Consider the following 26,299-nt stretch of genomic DNA (forward strand, 5'->3'; position numbering starts at 1 on the left):
AGCAGATAAGTAAGGTGAAAATAATATCACCTTACTTATTTTTCTATTTAGCAATTAGGGGAGTCATTAACGGGATGAAAAAAAGAAAAAGACTATGGAATTTATGGAAAACGATTACATTGTTAGTTTGTACAGTTGTAATTTTTTCTTTACTTGTGACAGATATATTAATTAGTCATAATGTAGAACGGACGACGGAGGATAGCCAAGCAGAGAAAGCGAAAACAATTGCACACATTGTGGCGAATGATTCGATTGTAATCGATGGTTTGACTGGGAAAGCAGATACTTCTGCAATCCAAACGTATACAAATAGAATATTAAAAAACACAGGTGTTCAATTTATTGTAGTTATGGACATGAATGGAATAAGAAAATCACATCCAGATCCTCAAAAAATAGGTCATCATTTTATTGGGGGAGATGAAGGGCCTGCATTGAAAGGAAAGGAACATGTATCGCTGGCAGAAGGAACTTTAGGTATTTCAATGCGAGTGTTTGTACCTGTATTTTCTGAAACAGGTGAACAACTTGGGGCGGTGGCCGTTGGTATTTCAGCAGATAATGTAAAAGAGAGAGTTAAGGAAAGTAGACATATCATTTATATTGGAGTTGGAGTTGGAGTACTAGTCGGAATTATAGGAGCAATATTACTAGCTAGACATATAAAGAAAAGTTTATTTGGTCTTGAACCTCACAGGATAGCAAAAATTCTTGAAGAAAGAAATACGATGCTACAATCTGTAAAGGAAGGTATTATTGCTGTAGATAAAGAGGCCAATGTAACTTTAATAAATAATGAGGCAAAACGATTGTTTAAGAAAAGTGGTCTTGAAGAAGATTTTATTGGTAAAGATGTTGAGTTATATATGCCTAATTCACGTATAAAAGAAGTATTACAAACGGGAGAGGTGCAATTAAACGAAGAACAAAATATTTATGGAATTACGATTGTGACGAATCGTGTTCCTTTATATGTAAAAGGAGAAATAGTTGGTGCGATTGCAACATTTCGTGATAAAACAGAGATTAGAAAATTAGCAGAAGAATTAACTGGTATTAGACTATATGCGGAAGCATTACGGGCACAATCGCATGAATTTATGAATAAAATGCATGTCGTATTAGGGCTTACACACATGAAGCAGTATGAAGAATTACAGAAGTATATAAGCGGTATGGTATCAGAGCATCAATATGAAATTGGTGGGGTTATGGAAAGAATAAAAAGTCCAGTATTTGCTGGTTTTTTACTTGGGAAACTTAGCTATGCTAGAGAGAAAAATATAAAATTAATCATAAGTGAAGATTCTTACATGCCGGAAATAGATGATGAAAGTATTATTCATGAACTAATTACGATTGTCGGAAATTTAATTGATAATGCATTAGAGGCAGTGACGAATTGTGAAAAGAAGCAAGTTGAACTTGAGATACAATATGGGGATACATTAACCATTACAGTACGAGATACAGGGAAAGGTATACCAGAAGAAGAAATAGGGGCATTATTTACGAAAGGTTATTCCACAAAGGGAGATAACCGTGGTTATGGCTTGTATCTTGTAAAAGAAAGTATACAGAGAATAAATGGGGAAATTCATATGCATTCATTAGTAGGAAAGGGAACAACGATAACAATTGAAATACCTAGAGGTAGGGATGAGAGGCAAATATGATTAAAGTTTTAATTGTAGAAGATGACCCGATGGTAGCGATGTTAAATACGCATTATTTACAGCAAGTAGGAGGGTTTGAACTTGTTCAAGCAGTTAACTCCGTTAAAGAAGCGATAGAAGTATTAAAGGAATCACGAGTAGATTTAGTATTACTTGATATTTTTATGCCTGAAGAAACTGGATTTGAGCTTTTAATGTATATTCGGAACCAAGAAAAAGAAATCGATATTATGATGATTTCAGCTGTACATGACATGGGAAGTATTAAAAAAGCATTACAATATGGTGTAGTAGATTATTTAATTAAACCATTTACATTTGAACGATTTAAAAAGGCATTAACTATATATCGAGAAAAACTAACTTTCATGAAAGAACAACAAAAAATTAGTCAATCGGAATTAGATTCGTTAATTTTACAAAAAGAAAAAAGAGAGCCTACTGTTACTAAAGAGCTTCCGAAAGGATTAACGAAGCAAACGATGCAATTAATTTGGCAGAATATTGATTCGCTGAATGGACGAGCGTTTACAACAGATGAAATGGCGCAATTAGTAGGAGTTTCAAGAGTGTCTATTCGAAAGTATGTAATGTTTTTGACTGAAATTGGAGTATTAGAAAACGAAATGGTGTATCAAAATGTGGGAAGACCAGTGAGTAAATTAAGATGTATTGACCAAAATAAAATAGAGTTTTACGTATAAGCGACTTATTATAAGTCGCTTATACTTTTTTTAATTACAAAATCAATTACAAAACTTACAAAAACTATTTTTACTATTGAAAGCGTTTTAATATGGTTATTAAGAAAACAAGGGGGTGCCATATGGGAATTCAAAAGAATGTGGAAGCGGTATCATTTTCTGGAGGAAATGAAGCACAAAGAGAATCGTTCGCTTCTAAAATTATGAATGTAAAAATCGGTGTTATACCTTTACCGTTATATGTAGTATTGGCTGCTATTATTTATGGGGCATCTGTATATAATAAATTGCCAGCAGATATGATTGGTGGATTTGCAGTTATTATGATCATGGGTATTTTCTTAGGCGACATTGGGATGAGAATTCCAATTTTGAAAAATATCGGTGGTCCAGCAATACTTTCGTTATTTATTCCATCATTACTTGTATTCTTTAACTGGATGAATCCAGCTTCAATGGAAGCTGCAACTATGTTAATGAAAAAATCGAACTTTTTATATTTATATATTTCTTGTTTAGTAGTCGGAAGTATTTTAGGAATGAACCGTAAAGTGTTAGTACAAGGTTTCGTTCGTATGTTTATTCCCTTAGTAGTAGGGACGTTAGCTTCTGTAGCAGTAGGATTATTGGTCGGTTCACTATTTGGATTTGAAATGAAGCAAACATTTTTCTTTATCATCGTACCAATTGTGAGTGGTGGTATCGGGGAAGGGATTTTACCATTGTCATTAGCTTATAGTGATATTTTAAATGAATCATCAGCAACGTTTGTATCGCAGCTTATTCCAGCGGCTATTATTGGAAATATGTTCGCAATCGTGAGTGCAGGGTATATGAAGCGTTTAGGTGAGAAGAAGCCGGAACTTAGTGGTAACGGTGTATTAGTGAAAACAGATAATCAAGCAGAGTTATTAAAAGAACAAAATACAGAGAAGCCAATTGATTTCTCATTAATGGGAGCAGGTTTATTAATTGCGTGTACGTTCTTCATTTTTGGAGGATTTGCTTCTAAGTTCATCGGTATTCCTGGAGCAATCATTATGATTTTTTCAGCAGCACTTGTGAAATATTTTAAATTAATGCCAGCAAAAATGGAGCAAGGAGCATTCCATTTATATAAATTTATTTCGAAGAATTTAACTTGGCCGTTAATGGTCGGATTAGGGTTGCTATATATTCCGCTAAAAGACGTAGCAGCAGTTCTTTCAGTAGGATATGTTGTTGTGTGCGCATCAGTTGTTCTTACAATGGTAGCATCAGGTTTTCTTGTAGGGAAAATGATGAAAATGTATCCAGTTGAATCAGCAATTGTAACGGGATGTCATAGTGGTTTAGGTGGAACTGGAGATGTTGCTATTTTATCAGCTTCAAATCGTATGGAATTAATGCCGTTTGCGCAAATTTCAACACGTTTAGGCGGGGCAGCAATGGTTGTAACAGCGACAATTTTATTAAAAATGTTTTCATGATCAAACAAGCTAGCTATATTCATATAGCTAGCTTGTCAAATTAAGGGGAGATTATAAGTATGTTAGAGAATCAAATTAATGAAAGATCATTGTTATTGCATAAAGAATTAGTAGGGAAAATTGAAATTACAAGTAAAGTAGAAGTAAATTCAGCGGATGATTTAAGCCTGACATATACACCAGGTGTAGCGGAGTCTTGCAAAGCAATTGCGGCGGATGAAGAAACAGTGTATGACTATACAGCACGCGGTAATATGGTGGCAGTTGTCTCAGATGGAACAGCGGTACTTGGTTTAGGGAATATTGGACCGAAAGCAGCTATGCCTGTTATGGAAGGGAAGAGTATTTTATTTAAGAAATTTGCGAATGTAGATGCTTTCCCGTTATGTTTAGGTACGACTGATGTGGATGAAATCGTTACCCTTGTGAAAAATCTAGAGCCTACGTTTGCAGGAATTAACTTAGAAGATATTGCGGCACCACGTTGTTTTGAAATTGAAAAGCGATTAAAAGCAGAAACAAATATTCCTGTATTCCATGATGATCAACATGGAACCGCTATTGTCGTCTTGGCAGCTGTTATTAATGCATTAAAAGTTGTTAGCAAACAAATGGATAATGTAAAAATTGTTATTAACGGTGCGGGTTCGGCAGGAATTGCAATTGGAAAATTATTATTAAAGGCTGGTGCAAAACACATTACGTTAGTTAGCTTAGAAGGTATTGTTTGTGAAGGTGAATCATGGATGAACGAAGCACAAATTGAAGTTTCTAAAAAGACAAATCGAGAATATGTGCGTGGAACGTTAAAAGAAGCGATTCATCAAGCTGATATTTTTATTGGCGTATCTGCTCCTAACGTATTAACGAAAGAACTTGTACAAACGATGAATGAGAAAGCAATTGTGTTTGCTATGGCGAATCCAATTCCAGAAATCTTCCCAGAGGATGCATTAGAGGCTGGGGCAGCTGTAGTAGGAACCGGGCGCTCGGATTATGCGAATCAAGTAAATAATGTATTGGCGTTCCCAGGGATATTCCGTGGTGCGTTAGATGTGCGCGCGACGGATATTACAGAAGAGATGAAATTAGCGGCAGCATATGGGATCGCTAACATCATTACGGACGAAGAACGTAATACGAATTATGTAATCCCGAATCCGTTAGATAAAAGAGTTGTTCCAAGTGTTGCGAAAGCAGTAGCGAAGGCAGCTATTGATTCAGGCGTGGCGCAAATTACGACAATACCAAGTTATTAATAGCAAAAAGCAGTGCCTAAAAGGCACTGCTTTTTTGAGATAAGAAATCAAAATAATGAAGAAGTGTAGAATTATTTATGTTTCTTCACTATTTATTTAATTCCATTGCAACTTGTTTACCATTTACTAAAACCTCAGTTACTGCTACGATCACTTCTATCACTTTTTTCATCTCTCATCTCTCCTCGTTTCATTTCTTACTTTAAGTATAAGAGAAGAGAGATACTTCAACTATCGAAGTACATGACGTAGAAATTACATTGTTGTAAGAAAGTGCTTTATTTTTGTCACTTTACTTAGCGGTGATTACAAATTGCTCATAATATTTTTCATTTACATATATGTTTAATACCCATAATCCAGATGAAGGTAGTGACATAGTGAGTGGGAGTTCGGTTGTAGTAGAATCAATTGTATTTGAAGTAGTCCAAGTTGGTTTAGAAGTTTCTTGTTGAAAGAGTACGGGTGTTGGGGTTACTGATCCTTGTTTTAGTGCAACAATAGATAGTTTTCCAGTTGGCATTTCAGGATCTAAAAAGTACCACATCATTTCATTGTGTTCATTTGCGATAATAGGTTTATCAGCCATTGCGACTTTTTCTTCGATGCCTTTTAAAGGTATTTTTTCTTGTATGAAGGAGGGTGTTTCTTCCCAATTTACATCTTTTAAAACGCTAAGGTGAAAGAAGGAAGGTGCATTAACTTGAGTGGATGACGTTGCGATAGCTTCTTTTTTAGGTGCTTCTGAATCTGGCTGCGCTTGTGTACATCCAGCGATGAGAAAGGAGAAAAGTAGCATAGTTCCAATTTTTTTCATGGTTTCACACTCCTAATTTTTATCCTTTTCGGCAATTCAGATGGAGATGAATTGCCGTCAGTCAATAAGGCTGAACTTTTTTGTTTCTTTTTGTCTTACGATACAATATACCCTTAGATAAGGAGGGAATAGATCGTAGGACAACGAAATTGAATAATGATAATCATAATCATTCGGTTACTTGAGCCAAAAGGAATTACGATGAAGACTATATTCACATTTTGTTCCGTTTCGTTTCAAATATTATCTTAGGAAAGAAATAATTTTATGGTGCATTGAATATATTGCAAAAATCAAAAGTTGTACAATTGGATGACAACCTCAAAGTGAAAGCGCCGATTCTATTAGAAGTGCAAAAACGTAAGGCTGTTGCCTCGTGCATAGCTTAGTGGGTGCGTCAACCATCCATGTGTACTCGACTTTGTCGGGGCTTGTAGCACACGCCGGATTCATCTGAGTGGTGGCTTCTTCTACAAGGAAGAACTGCTTTTTTTCGAAAGGGTGGTGCAAGTGGGAAAACAATCGTTCGTTGCCAGTACCAACCAAAAACATACTTGGGGTGTTACCGTAAGGTTGCATGAATGCTAGAGCGTCAAACTGTCTAGCGATAGATGAAAAGACCTAGCGTTTGAACTCAAGCCCCCACTGAAACGTTTCATCTCAGTGGGGGTAGTTGACTGTTAGTGTAATTGTATTTGCCAGAAAGCGGGACAATTCCTTTAAAACGTCAAAAGAGGTCGTAAGTTTTGTACGACCTCTTTTGACATTTTTTATATTTGCTCAGTTGTAAAGGTTGGTTCTCGTTCTTTTTGCGGCATCGTTAAGAAAATAACAGAAAGAACGATACATGCGCCGCCTAGTAATTGATATGCTCCAAAGGATTCATTTAGCCAAGCGATTGAAACGATGGCAGCTACAAGCGGTTCGATGCTAGATAAAATGCTTGTTTCAGTTGCGGCTAAATATTTCAAACTACCGATATAAAGAAGGAAAGAAAGGGTGCCACTTATGATGATAAGAATAAGCATAGAAAAAGTTTTTGGTGTAAAAGTTTGTGAAAGCTGATTCCATTCAAACGAGCGATTACAAATAAGCAGGGCAATGCCGCCGATTAACATCCCCCAGCCAATTACTACAGTTGTTCCGCATTCTTTAATAAGAGAAGCTGGATGAAGGGTATAAAATGCAAAGCCAATTGCTGTTAATAGACCAAAAATAATGGCTTCTTTTGATAAAACAATATTTTCAATTGAACCGTTTGTAATAATAAAGTACGTCCCTGTTAGTGCTGTTATAATTGCGAGTAGTTGCAGAGAAGCAGGGAATTTTCGTTGTTCAAATGCGACATAAATGGTAATAAGAACAGGACCTAGAAATTGAAACAATGTCGCTGTGACAGCATTACTAATATGAACTGTTTCGATAAAGGCATATTGGGCACCGAGCATGCCGAGAATCGAGAAAATAATAAGTTGTATAGAATGTCTAGGATGTTTCCAAATTTGAAATATGTTTTGTTTCTTTATAAGCAAGAAAGATAAAATAAATATTCCCGCAAGCAACAAGCGAATTGTTAAAAAATCAATTGAGGATACATTAGTATGCTGAAATAGCCACTGAATCATTGGACCAGATAACCCCCATAATGTAGCCCCTGTAATAATCATAATGAGTCCGATACGTCTACCATTGTTCATTATCATGTTTCTCCTCTCCGGTATTTGATTTTTTATGTGTGACATGATAAAAGGAATTATATATAACTTCTGGTACTGTAAAAAGTATCAGATATTAGTTTTATTAAGGGGTCAGATATTGTGTTAGAATTAACGCCTAATTTAAATACGAAAAGTAAAATAGCATTGTACGTGCAATTGTATGAGTATATAAAAAAAGAGATTAAAGATGGAACGATTCCGGCTTTAACAAAATTACCTGCGAAAAGAAAGCTGGCGAGCTATTTACAAGTGAGTAAGAATACAGTAGAAGCGGCTTACGAGCAATTACTTGCAGAAGGTTATATTGAGTCGGCATCGAGAAAAGGTTATTTTGTATGTAAAGTTGAACAAATGATTGATGTAGAAGGAAGCGAAGTGAAAGTAGAAGAAGTGCCGTTTCGGGAGGAGAACTATACATTTGATTTCACCCAAACAGGGGTTGATACGAATACGTTTCCATTCACTATGTACCGCAAGCTTATAAATGATGTATGGCAGCCACATAATAATGAGTTGCTTTTTCTTGGACACCCTCAAGGAGAATTGAGCTTAAGGGAGGAAATTGCGAGCTATTTGTATGAATCTAGAGGTGTGCGTTGTTCAGCTAGTCAAATTGTATTAGGAGCGGGAACGCAAATATTAGTGAAGCTACTTTTTCAATTGTTGAAGGGAAGTAATTATGCCGTTGAAAACCCAGGTTATCATAGGAAAATGGTCGTTTTTGAACAGGGAGAAAAGAAGGTTCAAATGTTGTCTTTAGATAGGGATGGAATTTGTATGGCGGATTTAGAGAATAGCGATGCAAATGTTGTATTTGTAACGCCTTCTCATCAATTCCCATATGGAATGATTATGCCTATTACGAGAAGGACGCAGCTTTTACAATGGGCAAAGAAAGAAAAAGACAGGTATATTATTGAAGATGATTACGATAGTGAATTTCGTTATTCAGGAAAGCCAATTCCGGCACTGCAAGGGTTAGATACAGATGGGAAAGTTATTTATATGGGGACGCTATCAAAAGCTTTGTTGCCCTCATTACGGATGAGCTATATAGTATTACCGAAGAATTTAATTAACAAGTATCAAAAGGAATATTTGTTTTATACGCAAAGTGTTTCAAGAATGGACCAAGAAGTGATTAGAAAGTTTTTAAATGAAGGTTATTGGGAAAAACATATTCATAAAATGCGTGTCGTCTACCGGAAAAAGAGAGATCGACTTGTTTTTGAAATAGAAAAGTATTTCTCTAATCGTGTTGAAGTAATAGGAGAAGATTCTGGATTACACATTTTATTACAAGTGCATAATGGAATGCGAGAAGAAGAACTCATTAAAGAAGCTGCGAAATATAGTATTAAACTATATCCTGTTTCTACGTACTATAAGGACGGTACTGCACCTGAAAATGTAGTTTTACTTGGGTTTGCGATTTTATCAGAAGAAGAAATTGCGAAAGCGATTCAATTATTACATAAGGCATGGTATACAAGAAAGTAAAAAAACATCCTCCAAGCATGAGGATGTTTTTTATTATTTATTTTCATCTAAGAATAAGACCATATGCTCTTCGTCCCAATATTGTCCGTTATATTTTAACGAACGTTCTTGTACACCAAATGTTTTAAATCCTAATGATTCATAAAGTTTTTTTGCTCCATCGTTGCCAACAACAACATCAAGCATAACTTGTTCTACTTCTAAAGATTTAGCAAGTTCAAGACATTCTTTAATAAGTGCTTTTCCTGCCCCAAGTCCGCGTGCTTTTGGAGACACATATACAGAACCGATTTTAGCTTTATGTTCTTGTTTTACATATGGTTTCGTTTCCAGTGTTGCAACCCCGATTAATTGTCCATCTTTAAATGCACCTAGCGTATAGTTTTCATCTTGTGCTAATTTTTGTGCTTTATATTCAATCGCACACTCTTTATTAATAATATCTTCATAAGAAGAGCTGAAAGCTTCAGGGTTTTGCTTTAATCCTTCTACACGAAGTTCTAAGTAAATTTCCGCTTCGTCTTTTGTTAATACATGGATATCCAATTATATCACCCTCCAAATCTTTGCAAATGTACCTTTATTTTATATTGAAATAAGAATAATTTCAAAAGCTTAGCTTATATGAGCTGATTTTATGAACAAAATAACACCAGTAGTGTTTACTACTACTGGTGTTTTCACACGCATCTTATTCAAAAGGTAGCTCAATTATAAAGTTTGTTCCTACTCCTAATTGGCTTGTTACTAGAATGGAACCGTTATGTAATTCTACAATTTCTTTTGCAACAGCAAGCCCGATACCTTTTCCTCCAGTCGCTCTCGTTCTGGATTTATCAACACGATAAAAACGATCAAAAATATGCGGGATATCTTCTTCAGGAATACCTTCTCCTTCATCGTCTACACTTATTGTAAAAGAATTTGTTTCCGTGAGTACACGTATCGTAATAGATGTGTTTTCTGGCGAATGTTGATAAGCATTGTGTAACAAATTTAACATAACTTGTTCCATACGTCTTTCGTCTATGCAAACTTCTAAATTATCTTTGCAATATACATGGAGTTGCATTTGTCTATTTGTTAATGTTGTTTTTGTTTTTTCAACCATTCGTTCTAAAAATGGCTTAAGAATCACTTTTTGTTTTTTGATAACAAACTGGTGTTGTTCTAATTGCACCAGCATAAATAAATCTTGGACGAGATCAGTCACACTATCTGTTTCATCCTCAATGATTTGTAAGTATTCTTCACGCTCTTCTTTCGTTAAAGAGTCCCTTTTTGCTACCTTCGCATAACCTTTCATATAGGTCAATGGAGTTAATAGTTCATGGGCGACACTAGCGAGAAATTCATTGCGTTCTTTTTTCATATAAGTCAATTCACTGGATAAATCTTCAATCGTTTTTGCTAAGCTTCCAAGTTCATCATTCCGTTTAATACCTAATTGAATTGGCTTATTTAATTTTGACATTTTTTCTGTCGCCCTCTTCATTTTTATAAGCGGTTCTGTAATAACACGAGAAAAAACAAAGACAGAAATAGTCGTTAAAATAATCGTTAAAACACTAATGATCAGAAATTGATTCATGAGTTTAAGTAACATTTTTTCTAAGAAAGATGTCTTTAATAACATATATAACTTACCTTGAAATCCTTGAATTTCAATTGGACTTACTGTTGAGATGAATTTTGATTTTTTCCAATTTCTTTCAATGATTAATCCGTCTTTTGGGATAGGTTCTGTTTTACAAGTAAGTTGTTTTTTCATTTCTTTTGTTACGGTTTCTGAGTTAGAAATAATTTTCCCTTCATTGTCAGTGATAATGATAGATATATCCGAGTTAGCAATTAACTCGGATTCAATTAATCCTTCAGCCGCATGTTCGATAGTGAACTCTTGATACCCATAACGTTTTGGACGTTCAGTGTATGGCTGTTGTTTAGCACGTTCATTCCACTCTGCACGTTTTTTTAGTGTTTTACTATAACGATTTCCTTTCTCTAAAAGAGCGAGCGTTTCCTCTTCAATCCGCATTGTTGAAATACTTTTATAAAAAGATACGAAAGCAATTGTTTCAATACATAAAGCTAATATTAAAAAGTATGTCCCAATTTTAAGTGAAAGTTTACTCATTTTCTCACCATACCTTATTTCATATAAAGGGTCAGTGGTATACTATTGTCCACTGACCGAAGTAATTATTCACTTTTCCATTTATATCCGACTTTATAAACAGTTTCTAAGTGATTTTCAATTGGAAATCCTTTTTTGCGTAATTTATCACGGATATTGCGAATATGTGAATCGATTGTTCTATATTCAATGTCTGTTTCATAACCCCAAATTTTTTCGATTAAATCATCTCGGCTATAAGCACGGTTTGTATTTAGTAAAAATAGTCCAAGTAACGAAAACTCGATAGGTGTTAGTGAGATTTTTTCGTCATATACTGTGACAGTATGTTTCGTTTTATCCCACTCGATACCATTGAAGCTAACAAATCCATCTTTCTTTGTACGCCGTAATATAGCCTCAATTCGTGCAACTAATACATGCTCATCAAATGGTTTTGTAATATAGTCATCCGCGCCCATAGTAAGGCCTTTCACCATATCGTAATTTTGATTACGAGCTGTTAGCATAATAATTGGAACGTTGGAAATTTGGCGGATTTGATAGCAAGTATCCCATCCATCCATATTCGGCATCATAACATCTAACAAAATAATATCGAAGTCTTTTTGTTCTATTAACTTTAGCGCTTCAAGGCCAGAGGTAGCTTTCATACAAAAATAGCCACGAGGACTTAAGAACAGATCTAATAATCGTAACATACGTTCTTCATCGTCTACTAATAAAATTTTTACCATAATCTTGTGCACCCCAAACTGTTCATTCTACTTGTATAGTTTACATGAAAATAATAAAAAACTCTTTTTATGTGATTGAGTGGAAGAGTGATTTCTCGCTCAGAGTAATTGACATAAAAAATGCACTAGTTTTGCACAACTATTTTTTATAATAGAAAACGTAGCGACACAAAATACCCTATGTTGCGACATAACGTCATGTCATTTTATTTATAAAATGACAATTCCATTCTATTGTGTATGTGAGATAGAGAGGTTTTTCGTATTCACCTCGCATCGGATAAGAAAAAATTCCTATCTCACACTTTTTTTAAAAGGAGATCATACACATGAATCCAAAAGAAGAAATTTCAAAAAAAGAAAAGCAAGATCGTAATACGGTTGTCATGTGCGTTGCCGTATCTATGGTTATTATTATAAGTTGTGTAAATAAAATTTTGGGGATTTTATAATATAAAAAAAGCTTATTGCTTCTTAAGAAGCAATAAGCTTTTTTCGTTGTTAGGGGGAGTATTTTTATATAATAAACCAAGGTAAAATTGCTAACCCAGAAGTTACGATTGCTGTAGTAAATATTAAAAGCATAGCTCGTTTGTTTTGTTTCATGTCACATTCTCCTTTATATATCAATTGAATGCTATACGTTCATTTCATGATTGGTGCCTTACTTTATACTTTTAGTATAATGAATGGAAAGGTTTGGTACGATCGATAAAGGTGACATGAAGATTACATTGTTGTAATGAAAAAAGCACCTTTCTTAATAAGAAGATGCTTTAAAAAAACTATATTGAAGTATTAATCATTTAAGAACAGAACCATATGTTCCTCGTCCCAATATTGACCGTTATGTTTTAATGAACGCTCTTGTACGCCGTAAGTTTGGAAACCTAATGACTCATATAATTTTTTGGCACCAGCGTTACCAACAACAACATCGAGCATAAGTTGTTCTACATGTAATTTATCGGCATTTTCGATAATTGCTTTAATGAGAGCTCTTCCTGCTCCAAGGCCACGCGCTTTTGGGGAAACAAAAACGGAACCGATTTTTGCTTTATGTTCTTGTTTAATGAAAGGCTTTGTTTCTAAAGTAGCAATGCCGATTAAATCGTTATCTTTGAAGACCCCGAGAGTATACTTATCCGGATTGCTTAATCGTTTTGCCATAGCAGCTACAGGATCCTCATGTTTCAGAACATCTTCATAAGAAGAGCTAAAAGCTTCCGGATTTTTCGTTAAACCTTCCATACAAACTTTTAAATATATTTCTGCGTCCTCTGTCGTTAATAAGCGAATTTCCATAGTTGTAACCTCCTTGGTCGATTTCAAATAAAATAAATTCATTACTTTTATAAGATTGAGTATGTGTATTGTTAGCAGTCTCTTTTAATTTGTAAAAGAATGAAAAGATATATGCTACAATGTTTTGTTTTTTAATATGTAATGAAATTATATATTAACTTTATTAACTATTCAAGCTTTTAATATATTACATTTTTATAACTAAAATAACTCCTCGGTTGAGGAGTTATTTTAGTTATTCGATTGATAACCTTCAATTCGCTTTGGGTGGGTGTAAATATTACAAGATTCATTTCTAATAAATCCTACGACTGTAATGCCTAAATCGTGAGCGAGTTGCAATGCTAATTTTGTTGGAGCGGATTTAGATAGAACAATTTCACATCCGATTTTTGAAACTTTGAGTAGAATTTCGGATGAGATGCGCCCGCTAAATGCAATGATTTTTCCTTTAACGGATATATCGTTGCGCAAACAATGGCCATATATTTTATCTAATGCATTATGTCTCCCGATATCCATTCTTGATAGGAGAATATTGTTTCGATCACATAGAGCGGTATTGTGAACACCGCCGGTTTGGCGAAATGTAGTGGAAGATTGTTGTAAAGTATTCATTAAGTAAAAGCATTCTTCAGGAGTAATTTTCACGTGTATATCATGTAAATCTTTTGCTTTTGCTGCATCGTTAACGAAAATAAAACCTTGTCTACCTTTTCCGCAGCAAGAAGTGATGTATCGCTTATTATATAAAGTTTGATAGAGCGGATTTACTTTTGATGATTTTACATGGACAATTCCGTTATCTTTTTGCACCCATAGTTCTTCCACATCTTTATAAGAAGAAATAATTCCCTCAGAAATTAAAAAACCAATTACCATATCTTCAATATAGGTTGGTGTGCATACGACTGTTACATATTCTTCACCATTCAATTTAATAGTAATAGGAGATTCTGTAACAATTTCATCAAGCTGTTTTGAAAATGTACCAGATTGATAGCGCACAATTGTATAAGTTTCTTGCGTAGGCTCCATATTAAATTCCCCTTTTTTTATGTATTTCTCTCCCATATTTATCATAAAACAATGGGAAAAATAAAAACACCTATTAGGAAGAAGATCACAGATTATTTTGGTTATTATTGTATATGTACGATATAATAGAACTGTAGAATAGTGATATTTTCAAGCTTTCGTAGTTATACCTTATAACATCTAGAATCGACTTCATAAGAAAAGTATTCGGGCAGAGCGTTTCAAAAATATGTACAGTAATGCGATTTTGAAAACGGATTCATAATTGTGTTGTACAGTTGGTTGTAAGGAGAGGGGAAACTATGGCAGAACAGACAGTCCGTGTAACCGTGGATGGTAAAGAATTTTCCACATCGGGTGAAAAGACGATACTACAATTATTTAACGAGAGTAATTTGGAACATCCTCAAATTTGTCATGTACCAGAAGTAGATCCAATTCAAACTTGTGATACGTGTATTGTAGAAGTAAATGGGAAGTTATTGCGTGCTTGTTCAACGAAATTAGAGAACGGTATGCATATCGAAAGACAGTCCCAGCGTGCAAAAGAGGCACAGACTGAGGCGATGGATCGTATATTAGAGAATCATTTATTGTATTGTACCGTTTGTGATAACAATAATGGTAACTGTAAAGTCCATAACACCGTACATATGATGGGAATTGAAGAACAGAAATATCCGTATGAGCCGAAAGTAAGTGCTTGTGAAGTAGATATGTCACATCCGTTTTATCGGTATGATCCAAATCAATGTATTGCTTGTGGACAGTGTGTAGAAGTATGTCAAAACTTACAGGTTAATGAAACTATATCGATAGACTGGAACTTAGATCGTCCACGTGTTATATGGGATCATGGTGTAAGCATAAATGACTCATCTTGTGTAAGTTGTGGACAGTGTGTAACAGTATGTCCGTGTAATGCGTTAATGGAAAAATCAATGTTAGGTGAAGCTGGGTTTATGACAGGATTAAAATCAGATGTGTTAGATCCGATGATTGATTTTGTAAAGGATGTTGAGCCAGGATATAGTAGTATTTTAGCGGTTTCAGAAGTAGAGGCTGCGATGCGTAAGACGAAAGTGAATAAAACAAAAACAGTTTGTACATTTTGTGGTGTCGGTTGTTCCTTCGAAGTATGGACGAAAGATCGCCATATATTAAAAGTTCAACCTGTTTCAGATGCACCGGTTAATGGTATTTCCACATGTGTAAAAGGTAAATTTGGATGGGACTTTGTAAATAGTGAAGATCGAATTACGAAGCCATTAATTCGCCAAGGAGATATGTTTGTTGAAGCTTCATGGGAAGAAGCATTAGAGGTTGTTGCTTCTAACATGCAGCATATTAAATCTGAATACGGCAGCGATGCATTTGGGTTCATTTCTTCTTCGAAAGTAACAAATGAAGAGAATTACCTTATGCAAAAACTAGCTCGACAAATATATGGAACGAATAATGTGGACAACTGTTCTCGTTATTGTCAATCTCCAGCGACAGACGGTTTATTTAAAACTGTCGGTATGGGCGGGGATGCTGGAACAGTGAAAGATATAGCGGAAGCAGGCCTTGTTATTATCGTTGGTGCGAATCCAACAGAAGGACATCCTGTACTTGCTACGAGGGTAAAACGTGCTCATAAATTACACGAGCAAAAACTAATCGTAGCCGACCTTCGTAAACATGAAATGGCAGAGCGTGCGGATTTATTTATTCATCCGCGCCAAGGTACGGATTACGTATGGCTTGCTGGTATTACGAAATATATTATTGATCAAGATTGGCACGATAAAAAGTTTTTAGCTGAAAATGTGAAGAACTTTGATGAATATAGAAAAATGTTAGAAAAGTATACGCTTGATTATACAGAAGAAATTACGGGGATTTCGAAAGGAAATCTGAAAGACATGGCTCGTATGGTATATGAAGCAGATGGTACTTGTATACTTTGGGGAATGGGTGTAACGCAAAATACAGGAGGAAGTACAACATCCGCTGCAATTTCAAATTTACTGCTTGTTACGGGGAACTATCGTCGTCCTGGTGCAGGTGCATATCCATTAAGAGGGCATAATAACGTACAAGGTGCTTGTGATATGGCAACATTACCAAACTGGCTTCCAGGTTATCAAGCAGTATCAGATGATACGCTTCGTGCGAAGTTTGAAAAAGCATATGGTACAACTATTCCGAAAGCACCAGGATTAAATAATATTGCAATGTTACTTGCGGCGGAAGAAGGAAAACTACGTGGTATGTATGTCATGGGGGAAGAAATGGCTTTAGTCGATTCCAATGCGAACCATGTGCAACATATTTTATCGAATTTAGACTTCCTCGTTGTGCAAGATATGTTCCTATCAAAAACAGCTCGCTTTGCTGATGTTATTTTACCAGCGGCACCAAGTTTAGAAAAAGAAGGAACGTTTACGAATACAGAGCGACGTATTCAAAGATTATATGAAGTATTGAAACCACTAGGTGATTCCAAACCAGACTGGTGGATTTTACAAAAAGTTGCTCGTGCACTGGGCGGGGATTGGAATTATGAAAGTCCAAGTGAAATCATGGACGAAATCGCATCACTTGCACCGTTATACTCTCAAGCAACGTACGACCGTCTAGAAGGATGGAATAGTTTATGTTGGGGTAGTCATGATGGTAGCGATACACCGTTATTATATGTAGACGGATTTAACTTCCCAGATAAACTTGCTCGTTTATCATTAGATGAATGGGTACCACCGGTTGTAGCACCAGATGAGTATGATTTACTTTTAAATAATGGTCGTATGCTAGAACATTTCCATGAAGGGAATATGACGAATAAATCGGCTGGTATTTTATCTAAAGTATCTGAAGTATTCGTTGAGATTTCGCCTGAACTCGCTATAGAGCGCAATGTGAAAGATGGTGGTCTTGTGGAATTAGCATCACCATTTGGAAAAATTAAAGTACAAGCGCTTATTACAGATCGTGTAACGGGGAAAGAGCTATATTTACCGATGCATGCAACGATAAATGAAGAAGCGATTAATATTTTAACTGGGACGGCAACAGACCTTTATACGTGTACACCAGCATATAAACAAACGATGGTGAAAATGCGTGTATTACGTGAAAAAGGAAATCGTCCGTTACCATCTTCAAACCCGCGAGATAAAAAGCGTAATCCGCAAAATGGTGTTGAAATCGAGCAAAAGTGGCAAAGAAAACAATACGTATCACTTGTGGACTAGGGGGCGAAGATAGTGGCGAAAGAAATTACGTTAATTAAAAAGAAAGTTGTAACAGAGGAAGAACAGAAACAACAAGTAGCAGATGAACTTCTAAATGAGCTATCTAATAATCGTGAAGCGGTAGAGGAAACGATGCAGCTTTTAGCACAGTTGCAGAAGGCTGGGATATTAGATGCGGCGATTAGTTTACTTGCTGCGAAGGAAGATGTTTCAAAAATCGCTGTGGAGCAATTAAATCGTGAACCAGTTAAAAATGCACTCAACAATATGATGGGAGCGGGAGAAGCGCTATCCGCAGTTGACCCAGAAGTAACGAAGCAAATCACATCGAGTCTAGTTACTGGATTGCAATTTGCAACAGATGAATTAAATAATGGTAAAAAAACAAAAGTGATGGATTTCTTTAAAGTGTTAAAAGATCCAGATATCAATAGAGCCATTACATTCGGTTTTAGCTTCTTGAAAGCATTTGGACAAGGGTTAGAGAAAAAATAGAGTAAATGAAAAAAGTGATGGGAAGTAGCCATCACTTTTTTCAATGTATGTATAAGAGTGTTCATGTTAGGCGGAATATATTATTATTAAAAAGATGGATTAGAAATGGAAATATGGAATCCATCTCAAATATTGTTTTAGAATGTGGAGGAATATATGCAACACCGTAAAAGACTATCTATACCAGGAGTAATGAGACATTCCTTTCAAACTGTTAGATTTGCCTTTTGGAATGTGTTAACATTCCAACTTGCTTATAAATTGTTAGCAGCGATTGTGTTTATCCCACTTTTCGGTATTATTTTCAATAAGTTGTTGTACTTTGGTGGGTATGCAAATGCAACAAATGATGAGTTATTAGCATTTTTGAAAACACCATACGGGATTTTGGCGATTGTAATTTTATCTATATTGGCATTGTTTCTTATCTTTACAGAGTTTGCAGTACTTATTATCATTTCGTACTTCGCTCATAAAAGGCAAAAGGTGAGATTACGTCCAATTTTGTATAAAACAGTAACGTATTTACCTTCCCTGTTTACATATTGCTTACCTGGATTTGTTTTGTATGCAGTTGTACTATTACCGCTATTAAGTATGGGGTATAAATCGGCATTGATTCCTGAAATTCAAATTCCTAATTTTATTACAGGTGAACTATTTAAGACAACAATGGGGCAAGTGGGGTATTATACTTTCTTCGCTGTAGTTGCCTATTTAAATCTTCGTTGGATTTTTGTTTTACCTATTATTGTTTTAGAGGAAAAGCCGTTCCGCACGGCAGCACGAAAAAGCGCAAACTTAGTAAAAGAAAGCTTCTTTAAAGTATTGTTCTTTTTAGTAGGTTTTTTCATATCTGTAGGAATCGTCTTTCTTTTATGTGTAGGAATTTATTTACTTTGTCTGTGGGGAGTATATGAATTTACAAACCCAGAAGGGACATTTGCGCTGCTAGCAGAGTCAACTATTTCAGTCTTCTTAACAAGTACATTGTATCTATTTAGCTTTATTATGACGCCGTTTTACATTATGGCGTTAACAAGATTGTATTTACAAAAGGTTCCGGTTGAAGATGTTTTATTAGAAGAAGGATTAGATTATTCAAAAACGAAAGCAGATAAATGTTTCTTCCAAAAACATCGTTGGAAATTTATTGGTGTATATATTGTAGGAATTATTACTGCGGGGATGGTAGTTGCTTTCATTGTGACCTTTATTACAAACACATATAAAGAACCAATTATTATGGCTCATCGTGGTTATATTTCAAAAGGTGTAGAGAATACGAAAGAAGCTGTGCAGGGGGCTATTGATGCGAAAGCAGATTATGCTGAAATTGATGTACTGCAAACAAAAGACGGTGAACTAGCAGTTATACATGATTTGAAGCTGAAACGCCTTGCTAATGCTAATGTTCATGTGTCAGATTTAACGATGGACGAGTTAAGACAGCTTACCCTTAGTCAAGATGGGTTTTCAGGACAAATCAGTACACTTGATGAAATCATTAAGCTGGCAAAGGGGAAAATTAAGCTTAATATTGAAGTGAAGCTTCATGGTGGCGAAAAAGACTTCGTAGACAAAGTATTAAAAGCGATTAAAGATAATGAATTTGAGAAGCAATGTGTCATTCAAACGTTACATTACCCGCTTATTAAAGAATTTAAGCGTGCAAATCCAGATATAAAAGTCGGATATATACTGTATGCAAGTAGAGCTAACTTAAAGAATGTGAAAGCTGATTTTTATGTAGCGGAAGAATATATGTTAAATAAGAAGTTAGTAAAAGAAGCAAGGAAGTTAAATAAGCCAATTTACGTATGGACAGTAAATGATATGGAAAGTTTAAAGGGATATTATAAGCTAAACGTAGATGGTATCATTACCGATTATCCTGAAGATGCACGTGAAACGATTAAGATGCTAAAAGAACAAGAAGCGGAAGAAAGTGATCTGTTTGATAAAATTAGTGAAACAACAGATGATTTATTTTCCAAGTTATTTATAAGTTACCCAGCTGCTGGCTAGATGCCCGCAGCTGTTTTTTTATGAAAAGAATATATCCCTAAAGTATTGTGTAAATTAATAATTGTATATGTATACGGCATTATTGGGGTTTTTTACATTGTTACATTATTGTTGAATAATAAATGATTGCTGCTTATTTTTAAGGAGTATAATGAAAATAGGGTGATAGATAATGGAATGTAACGAAGAGGCTAATAGAATCAATGTTCCATATATTTACACTATTCTAAATATATAAACTTTAAAAAAATGATATGTTAGCGTTTTCATAACTTTTAAGTTATGCTAGAATAAGGACATAAGTTATTAATTATTACAAAAAGAAAAAAGACTTTCTTTTTTCTGTTAATTATAAGGGGGCATTTCATTATGCGTATTGGGGTACCAGCAGAAATTAAAAACAACGAAAACCGTGTGGCAATGACACCAGCAGGTGTTGTACATTTAATTCGTAACAATCACGAAGTATTCATTCAAAAGGGTGCAGGTTTAGGATCTGGTTTCACAGATGCTCAGTATGTTGAAGCGGGAGCAAAAATCGTTGATACAGCTGAAGAAGCTTGGAACATGGAAATGGTTATGAAAGTTAAGGAACCAATTGAAAGCGAATACAAACACTTCAGCGAAGGTTTGATCTTATTCACATACTTACACTTAGCTCCAGAACCAGAATTAACAAAAGCGTTAATCGAGAAGAAAGTTGTTGCGATTGCATATGAAACAGTACAATTAGAAAATCGTTCTCTACCATTACTTGCACCTATGAGTGAAGTAGCTGGTCGTATGGCTGCACAAATTGGTGCACAATTCCTTGAGAAAAACAAAGGCGGTAAAGGTATCTTACTTGCAGGTGTTCCAGGGGTTAAACGTGGTAAAGTAACAATCATCGGTGGTGGACAAGCTGGTACAAATGCTGCTAAAATTGCAGTTGGACTAGGTGCGGATGTAACAATCATCGACTTAAGTGCAGAACGTCTTCGTCAATTAGATGACATTTTCGGAAACCAAGTAAAAACTTTAATGTCTAATCCTTACAATATTGCAGAAGCTGTAAAAGAGTCTGATCTTGTAATCGGTGCAGTATTAATCCCAGGTGCAAAAGCGCCAAAACTTGTAACAGAAGAAATGATTAAATCAATGGAACCAGGTTCTGTTGTTGTAGATATCGCGATTGACCAAGGTGGTATTTTCGAAACAACTGACCGTATTACAACTCATGATAACCCAACTTACGAAAAACACGGCGTTGTTCATTATGCAGTTGCAAACATGCCAGGTGCGGTTCCACGTACATCAACTCTTGCATTAACAAACGTAACAGTACCATATGCAGTACAAATTGCTAACAAAGGCTACAAAGAAGCTTGCCTAGGCAACTCTGCATTACTAAAAGGTATTAACACATTAGATGGCTATGTAACATTCGAAGCAGTTGCAGAAGCTCACGGTGTAGAATACAAAGGTGCTAAAGAATTATTAGAAGCAGAAACAGTATCTTGCTAATAGAAGCATTATACAAAACAAAATCGAACAATATATAAACCAACATGATAAGAGCTAAGAGTGAATATCTCTTAGCTCTTCTTGGCAAAAGGGGGCATACATCGTGGCCAACCTATTTAAAAAGAAATCCGTTACGCAATTGTTAGGGGAAAGTAAAAGTAAAACTTTAACGAAAACGCTAGGGGCATTCGACCTAACAATGCTAGGGATTGGTGCGATAATCGGTACAGGAGTTCTAGTATTAACAGGATTAGTAGCAGCAAGAGATGCTGGTCCAGCAGTTATTTTTTCATTCATGATTGCAGCGATTGTTTGTGGATTTGCAGCTTTATGTTACGCAGAAGTTGCATCGACACTGCCTGTTTCAGGTAGTGTGTACACATATTCGTATGCAACAATTGGTGAGTTTGTTGCCCACTTAATGGGGTGGACACTGCTATCCGTATACGTCGTAACGACTGCGGCGGTAGCCGGAGGATGGACGGGTTATTTCCATAACCTAGTGAGTGGATTGGGACTTGAAATTCCAAAAGCATTGCTAACGATTCCAGCACAAGGTGGTATGGTAAACTTACCAGCAGTTATCGTTACGTTAGTGATAACTTGGTTATTATCACGAGGTACGAAAGAAAGTAAGCGTGTGAATAACATAATGGTATTAATTAAAATTGGTATTGTTGTTTTATTCATTGCAGTTGGTGTATTCTACGTGAAACCAGAAAACTGGATACCATTTGCACCGTACGGTTTAAGTGGAGTGTTCGCAGGGGGAGCAGCAGTATTCTTTGCTTTCTTAGGATTTGATGCATTAGCAACTTCTGCTGAAGAAGTAAAAAATCCACAACGTGATCTACCGATTGGTATTATTGCTTCGTTAGTGATTTGTACAATCATTTATGTTGTAGTTTGTCTTGTTATGACAGGTATGGTTTCTTATAAGGAATTAGATGTACCTGAAGCTATGGCATATGTGTTAGAAGTTGTAGGACAAGATAAAGTGGCTGGTGTAATTGCTATTGGAGCTGTAATCGGTATTATGGCTGTAATTTTCGCTTACATTTATGCAACAACTCGTGTATTCTTCGCAATGAGCCGTGACGGTTTATTACCAAAATCTTTCGCGAAAATTAACAAGAAGACTGAAGCACCAACATTTTCAGTTTGGTTAACAGGAATTGGTAGTGCTTTAATTGCTGGATTTATCGATTTAAAAGAATTGTCGAATTTAGCGAATATTGGAGCGTTATTAACATTCGCCATGGTTGGTGTAACTGTTATCATTCTTCGTAAAACGCATCCGAAATTACAACGTGGATTTATGGTACCACTTGTACCGATCTTACCGATTATTTCAGTTGCATGTTGTCTATTCTTAATGGTAAATTTACCATTAAAAACATGGATATACTTCGGTGTTTGGTTAGCAATCGGAGTGGTTGTATACTTTGTTTATTCGAAAAAACATAGTCATTTAAAAGACGATGGAAGTTCGCAGGATAATTTAGAACAAGCTAATTAACAGCTAATTAAAAGGGATATAAGTATAAGTAAGCCTTGTGCGTCTAGGGAACGCGCAAGGCTTTTTCTTTTGTGCAAAACGTACATCTTTTCTTGTATGAGAATGTAATGGATGCGGAAAATATGGATAGATCTTTTTTAAATGTGAACGAAATGTTCAAAAAAATGTATGAGATTTCATTGACACATATGAATAGGCGCTCATATAATAAGAGTATAAGATATATGAATGATTGTTCATATGTTCAAATGAAGAGGTGAGCTATAATGGCTGGAAATAAAGTAGAAACACCACAAGAGACATGTTCTCAAACGATAATTCATGAAGAAGTTGTTGATCAAGTAAAACAAACAATTCCAACTGATGAAAGTTTAAGTAAAGTAGCAGAATTATTTAAAGTATTAGGTGATCGTACACGTACGAGAATATTACATGCGTTATTTGAAGCTGAAATGTGTGTTTGTGATTTAGCGTATTTATTAGGAATGACACAATCATCTATTTCACATCAGCTTCGTGTGTTAAAGCAAGCAAAACTTGTAAAGAATCGTAAAGAAGGAAAGGTCGTTTATTATTCGTTAGCTGACCAGCACGTAATTCATATCTTCGAGCAAGCGTTTGAACACGTAAACGAGGAAGAATAAAAAAGAACGCGAGGAGGGAGAACGATGGCTGAAGCATTAGTGAAAAAGAAACTGATGTTAGAAGGTTTAGATTGTGCGAACTGTGCAATGAAAATTGAAAAAGGTGTTGGAAATATAGAAGGAGTAAATTCTTGCTCTGTAAATTTCGCGACAAAAACAATGGTTTTAGAAACAGCACAAAATAAAGAAAGCGAAGTTGTTACAGAAGCAAAGCAACTCGTTACAAAATTAGAACCGCATATTAAAGTACAAGAAGAAAAAAACACAAAAGTAGCAAAAGAAGTGTTTATATTAGAAGGTTTAGATTGTGCGAACTGTGCGATGAAAATTGAAAATAAAGTGAAAGAAATGCCGACCGTTTCAGAAGCAACTGTTGATTTCGTATCAAAGAAATTAAGAGTTGAAGTAGCGAATAAAAGAGAATTAGAAGCGACTGTAGCAAATATAACGAATGTTGTTCAAAAGTTAGAACCAGATGTGAAAGTTGTTCGTGAAGAAAAAGGTGGTCATGACCACGGACATAGTCACGACCATGGTGAAGCAAATGTGAAAAAGATGGTAGGACGATTAGTGGTCGGCGGAATTTTGACAGCAACTGCTGCATTAGCTGGATTACCACAAATGATAACAATTCCGTTATTCGTCCTTGCGTATTTATTAATAGGTGGAGATATTGTTTGGAGAGCGGTAAGGAACATAACTCGCGGTCAAGTTTTCGATGAGAACTTCTTAATGGCAATTGCAACACTAGGAGCTTTTGCGATTCAACAATATTCAGAAGCTGTTGCGGTAATGCTATTTTATCAGGTAGGGGAACTATTCCAAAGTATTGCTGTCAATCGTTCCCGAAAATCAATTACTTCATTAATGGATATCCGTCCTGATTATGCGAATGTGAAGGCTGGAAATGAAACGAAACAAGTATCACCAGAAGATGTACAAATCGGCGATTATATTATCGTGAAGCCTGGTGAAAAAGTACCGTTAGACGGCAAAGTAGTTGAAGGAACATCAATGGTAGATACTTCAGCATTGACTGGTGAATCTGTACCACGTGAAGTCGAAGTTGGAAATGATGTATTAAGTGGTTTTGTGAACCAAAATGGTGTATTAACAATTGAAGTTACAAAAGAATTTGGTGAATCAACTGTATCAAAAATTTTAGATTTAGTTCAAAATGCAAGCAGTAAAAAAGCGCCAACAGAAAACTTTATTACGAAGTTCGCGCGTTACTACACTCCAGTTGTAGTTATTACAGCAGCGATCATGGCGTTTATTCCACCACTTATTTTAGAAGGAGCTACATTCTCAGAATGGATTTATAGAGCTTTAGTGTTCTTAGTAATCTCTTGTCCATGTGCGTTAGTTGTATCTATACCTCTTGGATTCTTTGGAGGAATTGGTGGTGCATCTAAAAGTGGTGTGTTAATAAAAGGAAGTAACTATTTAGAAGCTTTAAATGATGTGAAATATATTGTTTTTGATAAAACGGGAACATTAACAAAAGGTGTCTTCAAAGTTACAAAAATGGAACCAAGCGAAGGCATTAAAAATGAAGAATTATTAGAGTATGCAGCATTTGCTGAAGTGTATTCTAATCATCCAATTGCACAATCGATTCGAAAGGCATATGGAAAATCAATTGATGAAAAAATAATCGATGATTATAACGAAATTTCTGGTCACGGTACAGTCGTAAAAGTACAAGGAAAAGAAATTTTTGCAGGTAATGCTAAGTTAATGAGAAAAGAAAATATTACATTTAAGCAACCAGAAACGGTAGGTACATTAGTTCACGTTGCTGTAGATGGGGAATATGCAGGTTATATCGTTATCTCTGATGAGGTAAAAGAAGATTCAAAACAAGCAATTCAAAAATTAAAAGAACTAGGTATTAAGAAGACAGTCATGCTAACTGGTGATGCAAAAGCAGTTGGTGAAGCTGTCGGTAAGGAATTAGGTTTAGATGAAGTTCACGCGGAACTATTACCGCAACAAAAAGTAGAAGAGATTGAAAAAATTGATGCGGCGAAGAGCGGAAAAGAAAAAGTTGCTTTCGTTGGTGATGGTATTAATGACACACCGGTATTAGCAAGAGCAGATGTTGGTATTGCGATGGGTGGTTTAGGATCAGATGCAGCGATTGAGGCGGCAGACATCGTTATTATGACTGATGAGCCTTCAAAAATTGCAACAGCCTTACACATCGCAAAACGTACACGACGCATTGTATGGCAGAATATCATCTTTGCATTAGGGGTAAAAGGATTAGTTTTATTACTTGGTGCTTTTGGTATCGCAACAATGTGGGAAGCTGTCTTCTCAGATGTTGGTGTGACACTACTTGCAGTGTTAAATGCAATGCGTGTACTACGAGTGAAAGATTTATAAAAAAGAGGACGCAACCTGCGTCCTCTTTTTTAGGTTATTTTGTTGAAATTGACTCAATAAAATAATAGCAAATATTATTTTGTAAATAAATAACGTAATATTAAAATTTACAAATAA

Annotated in this window: 20 protein-coding genes; 13 read left to right on the plus strand and 7 right to left on the minus strand. The window is 35.5% G+C overall.

Annotation, left to right across the window (positions count from 1 at the left end):
- Positions 1 to 74 precede the first annotated feature (74 nt).
- The 4 genes from ACHZK0_RS02955 to ACHZK0_RS02970 all read left to right on the plus strand — a co-directional run bounded on the left by ACHZK0_RS02955 (position 75) and on the right by ACHZK0_RS02970 (position 5,111).
- On the plus strand, positions 75 to 1,679 hold the full coding sequence (locus tag ACHZK0_RS02955) for a sensor histidine kinase (protein ID WP_395761128.1): 1,605 nt from the start codon (positions 75 to 77) through the stop codon (positions 1,677 to 1,679).
- A complete protein-coding gene (locus tag ACHZK0_RS02960; protein WP_395761129.1) occupies positions 1,676 to 2,383 on the plus strand; it encodes a response regulator in 708 nt (235 codons plus the stop codon). The genes ACHZK0_RS02955 and ACHZK0_RS02960 overlap by 4 nt, the downstream gene beginning before the upstream one ends.
- Before the next feature lie 122 nt (positions 2,384 to 2,505).
- A complete protein-coding gene (locus ACHZK0_RS02965; protein ID WP_262742371.1) occupies positions 2,506 to 3,852 on the plus strand; it encodes a 2-hydroxycarboxylate transporter family protein in 1,347 nt (448 codons plus the stop codon).
- Between the two features lie 59 nt (positions 3,853 to 3,911).
- The gene (locus ACHZK0_RS02970) at positions 3,912 to 5,111 is read left to right on the plus strand and encodes an NAD(P)-dependent malic enzyme (protein WP_395761130.1); all 1,200 of its coding nucleotides are present in this window, start codon (positions 3,912 to 3,914) and stop codon (positions 5,109 to 5,111) included.
- A 292-nt stretch (positions 5,112 to 5,403) separates the two neighbouring features.
- Here ACHZK0_RS02970 and ACHZK0_RS02975 read toward each other — a convergent pair whose 3' ends face one another.
- Both ACHZK0_RS02975 and ACHZK0_RS02980 read right to left on the minus strand, forming a co-directional pair.
- A complete protein-coding gene (locus ACHZK0_RS02975) occupies positions 5,404 to 5,928 on the minus strand; it encodes a DUF4871 domain-containing protein (protein WP_071710173.1) in 525 nt (174 codons plus the stop codon).
- Between the two features lie 770 nt (positions 5,929 to 6,698).
- Positions 6,699 to 7,625 (minus strand): DMT family transporter, encoded by a 927-nt coding sequence (locus ACHZK0_RS02980; RefSeq protein ID WP_185914095.1) that lies wholly within the window; start codon positions 7,623 to 7,625, stop codon positions 6,699 to 6,701.
- Positions 7,626 to 7,745: 120 nt separating this feature from the next.
- On the opposite strand from ACHZK0_RS02980, the gene ACHZK0_RS02985 reads away from it, so the two are divergent.
- Positions 7,746 to 9,146, plus strand: a complete 1,401-nt coding sequence (locus ACHZK0_RS02985; protein ID WP_395761131.1) for a PLP-dependent aminotransferase family protein — start codon at positions 7,746 to 7,748, stop codon at positions 9,144 to 9,146.
- A 33-nt stretch (positions 9,147 to 9,179) separates the two neighbouring features.
- Here ACHZK0_RS02985 and ACHZK0_RS02990 read toward each other — a convergent pair whose 3' ends face one another.
- From ACHZK0_RS02990 to ACHZK0_RS03000, 3 genes are all read right to left on the minus strand, one after another.
- Entirely contained in the window at positions 9,180 to 9,692 is a 513-nt protein-coding gene (locus tag ACHZK0_RS02990) for a GNAT family N-acetyltransferase (RefSeq protein WP_000351216.1), read from the minus strand.
- 145 nt (positions 9,693 to 9,837) lie between these two features.
- Positions 9,838 to 11,283, minus strand: coding sequence for an ATP-binding protein (locus tag ACHZK0_RS02995; RefSeq protein WP_395761132.1), 1,446 nt, complete (start codon positions 11,281 to 11,283; stop codon positions 9,838 to 9,840).
- A gap of 65 nt (positions 11,284 to 11,348) precedes the next feature.
- The gene (locus ACHZK0_RS03000; RefSeq protein ID WP_395761133.1) at positions 11,349 to 12,020 is read right to left on the minus strand and encodes a response regulator transcription factor; all 672 of its coding nucleotides are present in this window, start codon (positions 12,018 to 12,020) and stop codon (positions 11,349 to 11,351) included.
- Between the two features lie 329 nt (positions 12,021 to 12,349).
- Between ACHZK0_RS03000 and ACHZK0_RS03005 the strand changes: the two genes are divergently transcribed.
- Entirely contained in the window at positions 12,350 to 12,472 is a 123-nt protein-coding gene (locus ACHZK0_RS03005) for a hypothetical protein (RefSeq protein WP_001068392.1), read from the plus strand.
- Between the two features lie 346 nt (positions 12,473 to 12,818).
- Here ACHZK0_RS03005 and ACHZK0_RS03010 read toward each other — a convergent pair whose 3' ends face one another.
- Positions 12,819 to 13,325 carry a GNAT family N-acetyltransferase gene (locus ACHZK0_RS03010; RefSeq protein WP_000405874.1) on the minus strand — a complete coding sequence of 169 codons (507 nt, stop codon included), beginning with the start codon at positions 13,323 to 13,325 and terminating at the stop codon, positions 12,819 to 12,821.
- A gap of 231 nt (positions 13,326 to 13,556) precedes the next feature.
- The gene (gene fdhD, locus ACHZK0_RS03015; RefSeq protein ID WP_262742883.1) at positions 13,557 to 14,363 is read right to left on the minus strand and encodes a formate dehydrogenase accessory sulfurtransferase FdhD; all 807 of its coding nucleotides are present in this window, start codon (positions 14,361 to 14,363) and stop codon (positions 13,557 to 13,559) included.
- A gap of 302 nt (positions 14,364 to 14,665) precedes the next feature.
- Between fdhD and fdhF the strand changes: the two genes are divergently transcribed.
- From fdhF to ACHZK0_RS03050, 7 genes are all read left to right on the plus strand, one after another.
- Positions 14,666 to 17,602: a formate dehydrogenase subunit alpha gene (gene fdhF, locus ACHZK0_RS03020; RefSeq protein WP_262742882.1), complete on the plus strand. Its 2,937-nt coding sequence runs from the start codon at positions 14,666 to 14,668 to the stop codon at positions 17,600 to 17,602.
- A 12-nt stretch (positions 17,603 to 17,614) separates the two neighbouring features.
- Positions 17,615 to 18,097 (plus strand): DUF1641 domain-containing protein, encoded by a 483-nt coding sequence (locus ACHZK0_RS03025; protein ID WP_071720958.1) that lies wholly within the window; start codon positions 17,615 to 17,617, stop codon positions 18,095 to 18,097.
- Positions 18,098 to 18,253: 156 nt separating this feature from the next.
- Complete coding sequence (locus ACHZK0_RS03030) at positions 18,254 to 20,125, plus strand: glycerophosphodiester phosphodiesterase (protein ID WP_262742881.1); 1,872 nt, start codon at positions 18,254 to 18,256, stop codon at positions 20,123 to 20,125.
- Positions 20,126 to 20,494: 369 nt separating this feature from the next.
- Positions 20,495 to 21,628 (plus strand): alanine dehydrogenase, encoded by a 1,134-nt coding sequence (gene ald, locus ACHZK0_RS03035; RefSeq protein WP_001219741.1) that lies wholly within the window; start codon positions 20,495 to 20,497, stop codon positions 21,626 to 21,628.
- A gap of 103 nt (positions 21,629 to 21,731) precedes the next feature.
- Positions 21,732 to 23,147: an amino acid permease gene (locus ACHZK0_RS03040; protein ID WP_001284886.1), complete on the plus strand. Its 1,416-nt coding sequence runs from the start codon at positions 21,732 to 21,734 to the stop codon at positions 23,145 to 23,147.
- Positions 23,148 to 23,413: 266 nt separating this feature from the next.
- Positions 23,414 to 23,791: an ArsR/SmtB family transcription factor gene (locus tag ACHZK0_RS03045; RefSeq protein WP_000918377.1), complete on the plus strand. Its 378-nt coding sequence runs from the start codon at positions 23,414 to 23,416 to the stop codon at positions 23,789 to 23,791.
- A 24-nt stretch (positions 23,792 to 23,815) separates the two neighbouring features.
- Positions 23,816 to 26,182: a heavy metal translocating P-type ATPase gene (locus ACHZK0_RS03050; RefSeq protein ID WP_395761134.1), complete on the plus strand. Its 2,367-nt coding sequence runs from the start codon at positions 23,816 to 23,818 to the stop codon at positions 26,180 to 26,182.
- Positions 26,183 to 26,299 lie beyond the last annotated feature (117 nt).

The organism is Bacillus sp. 3G2 (assembly GCF_044324725.1).
GTDB lineage: Bacteria > Bacillota > Bacilli > Bacillales > Bacillaceae_G > Bacillus_A > Bacillus_A mobilis.